9 protein-coding genes and 2 tRNA genes are annotated in these 12828 nt (G+C 38.7%); 6 read left to right on the top strand and 5 right to left on the bottom strand.

What is annotated here, in order from left to right; all coding sequences use genetic code 11:
* Positions 1 to 3 precede the first annotated feature (3 nt).
* Positions 4 to 1188 carry an oxygenase MpaB family protein gene (locus tag ABD873_RS04180; RefSeq protein ID WP_345065021.1) on the top strand — a complete coding sequence of 395 codons (1185 nt, stop codon included), beginning with the start codon at positions 4 to 6 and terminating at the stop codon, positions 1186 to 1188.
* Here the strand turns inward: ABD873_RS04180 and radC are convergent.
* The gene (gene radC, locus ABD873_RS04175) at positions 1185 to 1871 is read right to left on the bottom strand and encodes a RadC family protein (protein WP_039053794.1); all 687 of its coding nucleotides are present in this window, start codon (positions 1869 to 1871) and stop codon (positions 1185 to 1187) included. The two genes, ABD873_RS04180 and radC, sit on opposite strands and share 4 nt — an antisense overlap.
* A 151-nt stretch (positions 1872 to 2022) precedes the next feature.
* On the opposite strand from radC, the gene ABD873_RS04170 reads away from it, so the two are divergent.
* The 5 genes from ABD873_RS04170 to ABD873_RS04150 all read left to right on the top strand — a co-directional run bounded on the left by ABD873_RS04170 (position 2023) and on the right by ABD873_RS04150 (position 5428).
* Positions 2023 to 2481 carry a peptidylprolyl isomerase gene (locus tag ABD873_RS04170; RefSeq protein ID WP_345065017.1) on the top strand — a complete coding sequence of 153 codons (459 nt, stop codon included), beginning with the start codon at positions 2023 to 2025 and terminating at the stop codon, positions 2479 to 2481.
* A 15-nt stretch (positions 2482 to 2496) separates the two neighbouring features.
* Positions 2497 to 2904 (top strand): DUF5606 family protein, encoded by a 408-nt coding sequence (locus tag ABD873_RS04165; protein ID WP_345065014.1) that lies wholly within the window; start codon positions 2497 to 2499, stop codon positions 2902 to 2904.
* A 113-nt stretch (positions 2905 to 3017) separates the two neighbouring features.
* On the top strand, positions 3018 to 5048 hold the full coding sequence (locus tag ABD873_RS04160; protein ID WP_345065011.1) for a M3 family metallopeptidase: 2031 nt from the start codon (positions 3018 to 3020) through the stop codon (positions 5046 to 5048).
* A 213-nt stretch (positions 5049 to 5261) separates the two neighbouring features.
* A tRNA-Gly gene (locus ABD873_RS04155) sits at positions 5262 to 5337 on the top strand.
* Between the two features lie 5 nt (positions 5338 to 5342).
* Positions 5343 to 5428, top strand: a tRNA-Leu gene (locus ABD873_RS04150).
* A 100-nt stretch (positions 5429 to 5528) separates the two neighbouring features.
* Here the strand turns inward: ABD873_RS04150 and ABD873_RS04145 are convergent.
* From ABD873_RS04145 to ABD873_RS04130, 4 genes are all read right to left on the bottom strand, one after another.
* On the bottom strand, positions 5529 to 7751 hold the full coding sequence (locus ABD873_RS04145) for a HEAT repeat domain-containing protein (RefSeq protein ID WP_345065008.1): 2223 nt from the start codon (positions 7749 to 7751) through the stop codon (positions 5529 to 5531).
* Complete coding sequence (locus ABD873_RS04140; protein WP_345065005.1) at positions 7751 to 9937, bottom strand: hypothetical protein; 2187 nt, start codon at positions 9935 to 9937, stop codon at positions 7751 to 7753. Before ABD873_RS04140 ends, ABD873_RS04145 begins: the two co-directional genes overlap by 1 nt.
* 74 nt (positions 9938 to 10011) lie before the next feature.
* Complete coding sequence (locus ABD873_RS04135) at positions 10012 to 11490, bottom strand: DUF6850 family outer membrane beta-barrel protein (protein WP_345065002.1); 1479 nt, start codon at positions 11488 to 11490, stop codon at positions 10012 to 10014.
* Positions 11491 to 11591: 101 nt separating this feature from the next.
* Positions 11592 to 12821, bottom strand: a complete 1230-nt coding sequence (locus ABD873_RS04130; protein ID WP_345064999.1) for a DUF4876 domain-containing protein — start codon at positions 12819 to 12821, stop codon at positions 11592 to 11594.
* Between the last annotated feature and the right edge of the window lie 7 nt (positions 12822 to 12828).

Here is a 12828-nt window from a genome sequence, read left to right as displayed (position 1 = left end):
CGTATGACTTCTACTCCTTACCGATATAAAATCAACGAATCTTCCTTTTCTTATTATTGGAAAGAGGGGCCCGGTGTGGCTTTATTGCAAAAGCTGGGCTATACACCCGATATAGCTAAGGCCGAAAGTTATATTCCTTATCTTTTTACCTGGGATGAACAGGGCGATAGACTTGTCAGTGACCTGCACGAAAAGATAGGCTTCAAGCAAGGTAACCACTCTTTAGGTGAATATCTTAAAGGCTCGTTAACAGATATATTTCAAAAGCAGATTTGGGATGACTTCTTTGCTTCAATAGATTTTTCTCCCCTATGGCTGGATAGAAAAAAGCTACAATACGGAGCTGAATTATGTCGGAGAGCCGGTCTTTCTGCCCTTATAGTCTTGAGAGACTATTGTCTGATGGGAGGTTATGAATCCGCCGCCATTAACAAGCCTTTGATATATACAGGAGCCTTGAAAAAAGGTGCTGTAAAACGACTTACCGATACCGTTAATTTTTGGGTACATATCACCCAAGAGAATGGTCTACACCCATCCTCAGAAGGTTTCTATCAAATTTTTCTGACCAGAGCTATTCATTCTTTTTCTCGTATCAATATTCTTAAGCACACCTCTTGGGATAGCAGCAAATGGGGTGTTCCGATAAACTTATGGGATATGCTTGCTACTAACCTAGGCTTTTCAATGGTCTTTTTGGTAGGATTACGACGTATGGGAATACAACCTTCCAATCAGGAAATAGAGGGACTTTTCCACTTTTGGAAATATGTAGGTCACTTGCTTGGCATACCACTGCATCTTCTGCCAGAAACCGAAGAACAAGCTATAGAGTCCCTATATCTTTGGACAATGACACAGCGTGAGGGAGACGAAGACAGCAAACTGCTAGCTGCCGCCCTGAAAGATGAACCTGTACATGCCGGTTACCCTACTAATAAGGTGATGCGGTTAATGATGCGGGAGATACATCTCTTTTACAACCATTTTCTGTTGGGTGACTATTCGTGCCAACTCTTGGGGCTTCCCAACACCAAGATTGGCCGTTTCGGTATCATAAATTTCTGGAAAACCCACCAAAACGAAAAGCGTATTGTAGATCACCCCAGTCGTCTACGGGCTATCCGTCAAGGAGGAGATGAACAAGAGAAAGTAAGACTCATCTACCAGCGTTACAACAACTTTTAAAGCAATCCTTCATCACGAAAACTATAATAGGACGTGTCCGTAAAAATAAGGTGATCGTTAACTTTTATATCTATTGCTGTGGCGGCCTCACATACTTTACGCGTCAACGTTCTATCGGCTTGACTAGGCTGTAAGGAGCCGGAAGGGTGATTATGCACAAGAATCATGGAATGTGCATTACACTGCAAAGCATATCGTAAGATTACGCGTACATCTACAGGTGTAAAGTCATTTCCTCCTCTTCCGATAAGTTGACTTTCAACAACCTTACATGCCGTGTTGAGATATATTACCCAAAACTCTTCGTGAGGAAGGTCTTGCAGTTTGGCCCGGAAATACTCATACACACGCTTACTGCTGTTGAGCACAGGACGCTCGGTCAAAGCTTCCTCTTTCCTTCTTCTGCCAAGCTCCAAAGCGGCAATGATGGTGATAGCTTTCGCCTCACCTATCCCTTTGTAAGTACAAAGATCTTTTACTTCCAGTTTTGACAAGCGGTCCAAGCTGTTATTTACATCTTTCAAGATACGACGGCACAGTTCTACGGCTGTTTCCTCCGCAGAGCCGGAACCTATAAGTATCGCCAGCAGCTCAGCATCGGTCAAAGCCCGTCGCCCTTGTTCCATAAGCTTTTCGCGTGGGCGGTCCGCCGCCGACCACTCTCTGATTACTAACTTATTCATAGAAAAGCTAACGAAAAAAAGTAAATAATTGGTAAAATTGAATTTACAAAATTCCCGGCCTACGTCCAACATTTCCTAAGCTCTTCCGTCTTTTGAAGACCTTTCTTTATATAAAAATACTATATTTGTAGCCTACAAAATTTATTTAGTAATGAGTAAAGCGATTATTAAGACAGAAAAAGGCGACATGACTGTAGAGTTTTATACAGCCGACGCTCCAAATACAGTAGCCAACTTTATCAAATTAGCTAAGGAAGGTTTTTATGACGGACTAGCTTTCCACCGTGTTATCCCTGACTTTGTGATCCAAGGAGGATGTCCTAACAGCCGTGAGGGTGCTACAGGAATTCCTGGAACTGGTGGTCCGGGCTATAAAATCGACTGTGAATTGGATGGCGACAACCAATACCACGATCGTGGTGTGTTGTCTATGGCTCACGCCGGAAGAAATACCGGAGGTTCTCAGTTCTTCATCTGCCACAACCGTCAGAATACAGCTCACCTCGACCGTCATCATACTTGCTTCGGCAAAGTGGTAGAAAACGTGGACGTCATCGACGATATCCGTCAGGGTGACAGAATATTAGCTGTAGAAATTATTGAAGACTAATCATCATAAAACATAATGAACTTAAGAGCTTTAGTATCGGTAACCGGTAAACCGGGATTATACAAATTAATCGGACAAAACAGAGCTGGCTTTATCTTGGAATCTTTGGATAAGGCTAAAATTAAGACGGTAGTAAATCTAAACACTACCAAAATGGCTACATTGGAAGACATCACCATCTATGGCGAAGAAGATGAAATTCGTCTTTTAGATGTGTTGGAAACCATTAAAGCCAATGGTGGTAACACCCCTGACCCTAAAACTGCTAGCAACGAAGAGTTACGTAACTTCTTCCGAGAAGTAGCTCCAGGTCATGATGAATCGAGAGTTTACATTTCGGATATCAAAAAAATTATCTCTTGGTACAACATCATCAAAGAGTTTCCTCTTTTCGATGAGGAAGCTCCTGCACCAATCCAATAGTTTTAGATGTCGTACGATAAAATCCCTAAACGTATCTGTTTAGGGATTTTTTGTTTAATACTCTTTACTTAATTGTGATTTATATTTTATGAAATATTTATAGCTTTATCTACATGGGAATACTCACAGAAAAATTCAACACAGCATACGATACTGCACCTTTTTCCAAGATTACGGAGAAGGATTACCTTCCCGCTTTTGAAGAAGGTATTGCCTTGACAAAAAAAGAGATCGACGCCATCGTAAATAATCCTGAAGCGCCAACGTTCGAAAATACGGTAGAAGCTCTAGCCTTCTCGGGAATGACTTTAGACCGCATAAGTAATATCTTCTTTAATCTCCACGCTGCGGATACCAACGAAGAACTTGAAAAGATAGCACAAGAGGTAGCACCTAAACTTTCTGCCTTAGCCAACGACATCAACCTGAATGCGGAGCTGTTTGCCCGCATAAAAGCGGTATATGAACAGAAAGACTCCCTTCCTCTCAATGAAGAGCAAAAAACACTGTTGGAGAAATCCTACAAAACATTCACCCGCAACGGGGCTCTTCTTAATGAAGAGCAAAAGGCTCAGCTCCGTGAGATAGACGCCCGCCTGTCGGTGCTCAAACTCAAGTTTGGGGAAAATGTACTGGCAGACAACAATGCCTACCGTCTCCATATTATGGATATCCAAGATCTTTCCGGATTGCCTGAAAGTGTTATCGAAGCAGCAGCAGCTCTCGCAAAAGCGGAAGGGAAAGATGGATGGATTTTCACCTTGGATTATCCTAGCTATATTCCTTTTGTCACATATGCGGATAATAGGGAACTACGAAAGGAAATAACGCTGGCCGCAGGAAGAAAAGGTTTTCAGAACAATGCCAACAACAATGAGGCTATAGTCCTCGAGATTGTCCGATTGCGTCATCAGCGTGCGCAGCTGTTGGGTTATGCTACACATGCCGATTTTGTTTTGGAAGAACGTATGGCTGAATCTCCGACCAAAGTATGGAATTTCCTCAACGACTTACTGGAGAAGGCTAAGCCCGCAGCATGGAAAGAGTTTGAAGAGCTAACAGCCTTTGCCCAACAACGAGACGGCCTAGATCAGTTGCAAAAGTGGGACGGAGCCTATTACTCCGAAAAGCTAAAACAGCAGAAATTCCAACTGGATGACGAACTGCTGAAACCTTACTTTAAACTGGAAAATGTGCTTGCGGGAGTGTTTATGGTAGCCAACAAACTCTACGGCTTACAGTTCAATGAGGTTGATAATATCGATAAATACCATCCCGATGTACGGACCTTTGAAGTTAAAGACGAAAACAAAAATTTGGTGGCTGTGTTTTATGCTGACTTTTTCCCGCGCAAGGGTAAACGTCAAGGTGCATGGATGACATCGTTCAAACCTCAATATATCAAAGATGGTATCAACGAACGTCCTCACGTATCTATTGTGTGTAACTTCACACCCCCTACGGATACAAAACCTTCTTTACTAACCTTCAACGAAGTTACCACCTTATTCCACGAGTTTGGCCATGCCCTGCACGGCATGCTGGCCAACAGCACCTACCCTAACCTTTCGGGCACCTCAGTTTATTGGGATTTTGTGGAACTACCAAGTCAGATTATGGAAAATTGGTGTTATGAAGAAGAGGCTCTGACACTTTTTGCAAGACACTACGAAACTGGGGATAGTATCCCTATGGATTTAGTAAGAAAAATCAAAGAGTCGGCAACCTTTATGGAAGGCATGGCCACTCTACGTCAGCTTAGTTTTGGACTTCTCGACATGGGATGGCATGGTAAAGATCCTTCATCCGTTACGGACCTAAAAGCTTTTGAGAAGGAACAATTTGCCTCTACCCAGCTCTATCCGGATGTTGAGGACATTGCCATGAGCACCTCCTTTTCACATATCTTTAACGGTGGATATTCTTCCGGCTATTATAGCTACAAATGGGCCGAAGTATTAGATGCCGATGCTTTCGAATATTTTAAAGAGAACGGCATCTTCAACAAAGAGGTAGCAACCAAATTCAAGGATAACATCTTGTCCAAAGGAGGTACGGAACATCCTATGAAACTGTACAAGCAATTCCGTGGTAAAGAGCCACAGGTTGACGCGCTGTTGCGTCGCGCTGGCTTACTTCAATAGAAATGAATATACCAAAATAAAATAGCCTGCTATTAAGGTAGGCTATTTTTATAGAAAATTTATTCTCCTTGATAATCAAATAAATGTATTGTACCTTAATAAAAAGTGCTTTTTTATTTTCAAAAACATTTGGCAAAACTGGATTATAGCTCTATATTTGCATCATCAAAACGGAAGGGTGCGATATCCTTTAACTTTTGAAAGACAATATAAGCGAAAGTAGCTCAGTTGGTAGAGCACAACCTTGCCAAGGTTGGGGTCGCGAGTTCGAATCTCGTCTTTCGCTCCAGTGTCGCCTAGGTGGTGGAACTGGTAGACACGCAGGACTTAAAATCCTGTTCGCCCTAAAGCGAGTGCGGGTTCGATTCCCGCCCTAGGTACTCAAAGCCCGACCATGGTCGGGCTTTTTTTTATGTTTTAAACCTTTAACATACATCATATAAACACCACCAATTAAACAGAAAAAGCCTGATAAGGCTATCAGGCTCTAGGGGACAATGACACTAAAGCATTATATCCTTGCAATCTAATCAAGGATTGTATAATTTCATCTTTAAGCTCTTTTTCAATTGAAGGAGATTGACTTAATTTGGTCAAACTTTCAATAATCAAAGGTCTCATAACCGAAAACCTAAACCATCCTAACGCTTCTGCCATACATACTCTAACCTGTAATGGTTCAGTGGAATCATGAAGTAGCGCCAAATAGCTATCCACATGCTGATGAAAATTATAATTTCGGATTACTCTGATATTATCAATACGCTCTTCTAAGGAAGTATTTCTGTCCATAATCTTTTCGAAACCTAATTCGTAATATCCCTTTTTGCGAAAAGACAGTAACAGATCTGCAATTTCTTTTTCTTTGTCTATTCTATTACTTTTTTGCAAACTTTCGATAAACACTGTCTCTACTTTTGACTTATCAAACACTCGCAAGCTTGATTCTATATTATATTGCACACGTTGTCGTGATTTATCATGCACCCAGGCTTCAGCAAGTGCTTCTAACAAGTCAGAATCACCTATACTTCCAGCATATATTGCTGACTGACGTGCAATCATTTCATATTCATCACTAAGTCCTTTTTTTACAGCTTCTTTAAAGTCAGCGTTGGCATACTTTGACAATAGTTTCAACGCTTGCATACGTACGGTTCTGTAGCTTGAGGTAAGAAAATATTGCAACAAGGTAGAAGAAAAATTTTTTTCCTTTTCAGCAATCTTTCGTAAAGCAACAGACTGATAGATAGGGTCCTCCTTTTTTAATAAAGATTTCCAGTAATTCAAATTGTTATTTTTGGTAAGCTGAATGTTAAGTTTTTCATTCTCTTTTGTGCCAAAATGGAATGTTGGATCACCAATAAGGTGGTTTTCCAAAGTTACATTCATATTATGCACTAAACCTAGACGCACACCGTACGATAACAAACCGACAAGGTTCATCGTCCATTTGTCTTGCAACACGTTACGTGTATTTCCTTGTGCTGCAATAGTATTTCCTTCATTAAAAATATAATTTCCTGCAATATAATCATCCTCATGATAAGAGCCGTTATAGCAGGCATCCAGAATTACATAAAGTGGATTTGTTTTTATTTTTCTAAGATCTGCCGTGTGGATGGAGTTGTTTGCATTCACAGCGCTATCCTGCTTTGCCAGCTCCATATCGTTTAATCTATCGAAGAATTTTTCCGTAAGCTGATATTTTTTTTGGTATACTTTTTTAAGTGAATCCACATTTTTCTTTGCTTTTATAGCTTTACGTAGATTATTGTAAAGTTCACGACGTATTGCTTCAATACGGGTTTCTATCGAAAATCCGCTAGGTTCATTGTTTATAAGCTCGCGTGTTGGAGTTCCATGTTTACGCATCAACAGAAGATCAACTTCCGGCCGTTGCATCTCATCGAAAAGTTTGAATTTCATAAAATCATCCATTCGAAAGTTGAGGTGTTTGAAATGCGTATTGGTCTTTCCAAGGTAAGGAAAATCCTCCCTATACGCCTTGACATCATCTTTCCATGCAACTAAACATTCTGAATTGTATGCTGAACCTGTGAAAGCCACAAAGTAATCTAAGATATTATCACGAGGTGTCCGAACTACTTTATACAAATAATCACTTATAGCTTGATAAACGTTTCCTCCACGTCCTTTAGGATACCGTATACGAGCCGAATATATGGAAGGATTTAAGTGCTGTGGAGAGTCTTCTCTAAGCTTATAATAATGAATAATAGGCTCACGATCGTCTTGTTTGATATAATCAAAGGTAAGATTAAGGTCATCATAAAAACGATCCGAAGGTACCGAGGACTCATAAATAGGAAATTTATCTTCATTCATCTTGAAAGCTGTAGTCATATGCTGAGCATTGCGAATCATAACGATGGGAATCTCTCCGATAAATACTACACCTTCAAGAGACTGTTTTGCATTGTAAAGTTTGAGGATTTCATTCTTCACTTCTTCCGGCTTTTTGAAATCACCGGAAACAATATAAGTTGGAAGTCCATCTTTTTCTACTATATCTCGATAAGCTTTCACAGCATCCCTAGTATGTTTGTAAGTTTCGATGTCAATAAAAATTGCGAAGGCTTTGTTTTTGGAAATAACGGTAGGCTTTTCGATTTTCACTTGGGCGTATACCCATGATGTTAAGGAAATAAATAGCGCTATTATTTTTAATATTTTACTCATTATTTTAATATATTAAGAGTTCGTAAAGCTTGAGTTTTTACTTCTTCAGGAATATCGGTAGCATTAGCTATTTCTTCACATGCTTGTAAGATTTCCATCTTACGGTAGGATTGCCCAAACCAGGCCAACGATTGCAACATAGCTATACGCATTGTAACATCCTCCTTATTATCTTTAACCATGGTTAGATACTTATCTACCGAAGGATGATAATTGACATTTTTTAATGAAGATATCGCCAAAGTACGTAATGAATTCTTACTGTCGAAAATTATAGAATCCAAATTTTGATAAAATCCCTGAAACTGATCGTCATAAAATTTTTCCTTAAATTTTGTTTTGTCAACGACAGGAGCCTGTGCAAAAACCTTTTCTGCTTCTTCCTTAATAAGTTTTTGATTAAAAGAATATAAGGACATCTTGATACTAAACAGAACTCTAGATGCTTGCTGGTTTTCAATATAAGCCTCTAAGATATATGGAAGCAAAGAAGGATGTCCTACTTTTGACATAGTATTGATACTGTGACGACGGATAAACTCATCACTATCTTTGCAGGACCTTTTTAACATATTAAGTTGAAAATCACCTCCTATAAGATTTGCCAAATGCAAACATGTATATCGTGTTGTTACATAATTGGATTGATGATACTCTTTAGCCAAAAGTTTCGGCAATCCAGCAAAGTTATTTTTATATAGCTGAGTAAAAATAATATTTCTTGCATCCGCTTTCTGAGCTTTTCGCAAGGCGGCAACTAATTTCCTATTATTCTTTTCTCTAAATACCCAACTCCAATCTTCCCCACTATTTTTAGCAAAGGTAAAAGTAGGATCTCCAATAAGATGGGATTCCAATACATAATTTTGCTGCGCCCATTTACCCACAGAAACTCCCATACCAAGTGTACCTATAAGATGTGTGGTATTTACATCCTGTAATATACTTACACTATTTGCTAATGCAACCAAGGCCTTTCCTTGCGAGAAGATAAAGCGACCGGCTATATAATCTTTCTCACGAAAATCTCCATTGTAGCAAGCATCAAAAATTGTTAATCTAACATTTGGCTTAATTTCATCCACTTCGGTCACAACTATACCTTGACGGTTATTTCGTAAAGAATCCTGTTCCTTGAAATCTCTACTATCATAGCCGTCTAAAATAGATGGTGCTAAGTTATACTTAGACACATAAGTATCATAAAATTTCCCTTGGGCTTTACTGTCATTGATCAGTCTTCCTGCCAATTTTTTTAAGCTGTATTGCAAAGCTTGGAAATGCTCCTCCAAATATTGTGAAGGAATATCGCCGGAGATAAACATGTGCTCCGGCATTCCGTGCTCATGAATAAAGGCTATATCTAAATCTTTTCTTCTAAACTGGTTTATCAATTCATCTTTTGGATAGTTCCAGCTGTCGAATCTGAAGGACTGGGCCTGTTTACCACTTTTAAATGTATTTGGGAACTGTTCTTCCAGACGATATAACTCAGGTGTCCATGCTGCAAGAGAATTTGATAATGTTCCGTCCCCCAAATAAGTTAACACGTTACTAATTCTATTATTTTCCGTGTGGGCCGTAATTACCTTTTTAAGATAATGGCTTATTTGTTGATAAGAATTTTTCCCTTCTGCAGCAATAGGTTTAATTCTCGCCGAATATATTTCACTTTGAATCTTATTGGCCGAATTTATTCCCAAATTGTAATAAAATAAAAGTGAATCTTTCTCATCCTTTTTTATAAAATCGAAAGTAAGATCAAAATCATCGTAAAAGCGATCTGAAGGAATGGATGATTCTCTTATATCAAGCTTTTCGTGCATCTTAAATGCTGTAGCAAGATGCTGTCCCTTACGAACCATGACTATAGGAATATCTCCTATAAGTACTATCCCTTCCAATTTATGGATTTTATAAAGCTTGAAGATTTCTATTTTAACCTGTTCTGGTGAAGACCAGTTGCCTGATACGATAAAAGTAGGCAACCCTTCCTTTTCTACAACCTGACGATACAGCGTCAGTTCCTCCTTGCACTGAGCATAAGTTCTATTATCTACAATAATAGCAAATGAACGGTCTTTTATCTGCCGCGTAGGATATGTAATCTGCTGGCCAAGAGCAACATGCCCAAATATCGAGCTACCAATAAATATTAAAAATAGTGTCTTCTTATATAATTTCATCTCCCATATTATTAAAAAAGAAAATATGCTCAACCCTAAAATATGTTCGGTCCATTTATTACCTTCTCGGATTTTTAGAAAGTAGTACCTATACTTATTCTAAAGCTTTTTCTATTGTTGAAGTGAAAGTTTTCGGTATTGGTGTAATAGCCTATGAGCTTGATAAACATTTCAGTATCTCTTCCTCTTTTAAGCTGCTGTGAATAAGTCATCGGTACTTCATATGTTGTAGATTCACTTATCAGGTATTGAAAATTGCGTTCTTCTAAGTCTTTAACCGTAAGCTCTTCGGCATCTGCACCATTATAATCGTATTTTCCTGCAAGATTTTGTTTTCTTAAAGCCTGTAATCCAATAGTCAGCTGCACTCGTCTAGTAGATGACAGGTCAAATAACTTATGTATTCCTATTCCATACTTCAAATTATCGGTTTCCATGGTAGATTCTGGAATTAGGTATTTGTTTGCCATCTTCTCTAATGCAGCATAAATGGTTGTTTTCCAATTGTATGCTAACCCATGATTTTTCTGCAATTCATATTGACCTAACACTAAGGTGTTAGCATATTTTGAGCGAACAGACTTGTATAGTACATAATACCCATCCGACTCTAACCCACTAACAAACTCTGTGATATATTCTATTCCACTGGAATTAGAGGTGCTCATAGTTGCTTGAACTAAATGAGTAAACTCTTCTCCTCTCTGTTGGAAATTAAGCCCCATATCCCATTTCTTCATCAATAAAGTGCCGCCTGGTCTGGTATTCGTAAAGGCTATATTGGCATCCTCAGCCTGAACTGTATAATTAAGATTTGTGAAAATTTTACTTTTGCCTGAATATTGATATTGAACACCAAAACCCATAGCATCCCCCTCATAGTTCATCGTTCTTCCCGATCCTACATATGCTATAGCATTTCCCAAACCTAATAGGAAGAAGTACCCTTGGTCAACATAGGTATTGACATTCGAATTAGAAGACTGTTCCTTAAAATTTTTATAATGAAAGTTAGCACCAATATGATGTTTGGCACTAATAGTCAAGGATAAAGCGGGATCTAGCTGAAGTTCATAATATTGATTATTCGCACGGATATCCCTTTGTTTAGCTCCACTTTGTGCTTTGTAGTTTACATTAAGCCCCAACATCAATTTACCTGCTACAGGTTTTGTGTTCAGCTTGAATCCCAAGTCATAATACTGATTTACCCAATCGCTGATATTGGTATCAGCCACAATGTAAGGCATAAGACGTAGAGGATCAATCAGAGAAGCATTATATTCCGCGGCCTTAATATTGTTGCGCTTATAAGCAAAATATCCTTGCAGATAATAATTTTTTAGATATAAATTACCTTTTGTATTCAAAAAAATAGTATTGATTTTCTCTCCGTTATATGGTTGTCTGAAATTTCCTTGTGTGGAAGAAGTGCCTACCTCTAAACTTGAATTTTGTGAAGGATTATCCAGCAGAAGTCCTGCAGCATTTCCAGAAGCGTTCCATTGGTTAATCTGCGACTCTTGTTCCTGCTCAATTATATTTTTTGACATTTGCTGCGCCTGTACTTTCAAGATTGAGATAAGCATTAGTATTAAAGCGCTGAATTTTATATTTCTTTTCATCAGAACTCGTAGTGATTTGAAGGTTAACATTAGTTTGCTGAAGACCATGATGGAATACCTTGATTGTAAAAGCGGAAAGCAGGAACTACCATTCTTTCAAAATCTTCTGTACTGTTATTTGTGTCCTGCAGAATAGGAGTTCCATCCTCACGTGTACCCACTTTTTTACGTCTTACGCCAAGAGAGTTATAGGTGGCTCCTACGTAAGTCATTCCTGCATCCACAACTGATGCTACTCTCTTGGCTGAAATCATACTTTCGTTATGTCCTGCCTCAACCCCATCTATGATATATCGAATAGGAATCTTAGCGTACAGATTAGTCGATGTTGTTCCTAAATCACGAGTTCGCATATTAGGATCATTTACCGGGTCATAACTCTCTCCTTCTGGAACTCTAAATATCACGTACGCACCGCCAAACACAGAAGTAAGATATTGTGGCAAAGTACCTTTTGAAGCACTGCCGTTATAAAAAACATGAATCATATCAGTGGCTGGCTGGTCCGGAAAATTAGGATTATCCATGTTAAACTCGAACTCAGACGTTGAGCAATCTATTGGTGAATTAGGATTATACTGTGGCAATTTATGGTTAGCAGCAAACTGAGCTATACTGAATGACTCTCCCGGTGCCAAAGGATAGGTCGTTCCATCTCCAGGGATTTTCCATACACGTTCGGCATATACATAACGATTGCCATCTTCTGTCGGCCAAGTCGGCAAATTTGTTGTCGCAGTAGAAGGATACAAATTGGCAAAGTATAACCCATCGAGATATACTATCTCATCAGAATTGTTGGTAATCTCATAAAACTGATTTCTAAAATAAAAAGGAGAGGTTCCGGCATAGAAAATCTCGCTGAATGTCAAAGGTCCCACAGAAGCACCATTAACATCTATATCAATATACTCCCCATCCTTGACAATGACATGGTTAATCTTACTACCGATAAGATAATATTGCTTATTATTATATTTAGTTACGCCGGTAATATTGATAGAATACGTTCCCGGAATCAATTTTTCAATCTTATTAACTCCATCTTTAAGAATATACTCTAACCTAAAACCTTCAGTAAAATTTTCGAAAACAACTTTTAGTCCTTCCGTTGTTTCTACACCTTCTGCTACGGAGTGTGCTCTAAGATTTACAGAAAGATATTGTATATCATCTGTATCTAACGCGCTGTTAATCTTAGCACACCCTATAAAGGATAAGGATATAAATATGCACAGAAGTAAATATTTACTTTTCATAATCTAC

Origin of the sequence: Sphingobacterium thermophilum, assembly GCF_039541675.1 — a bacterium.
In the GTDB taxonomy this organism is placed as follows: domain Bacteria; phylum Bacteroidota; class Bacteroidia; order Sphingobacteriales; family Sphingobacteriaceae; genus Sphingobacterium; species Sphingobacterium thermophilum.
This window is presented reverse-complemented; position numbering and strand designations above follow the sequence as displayed.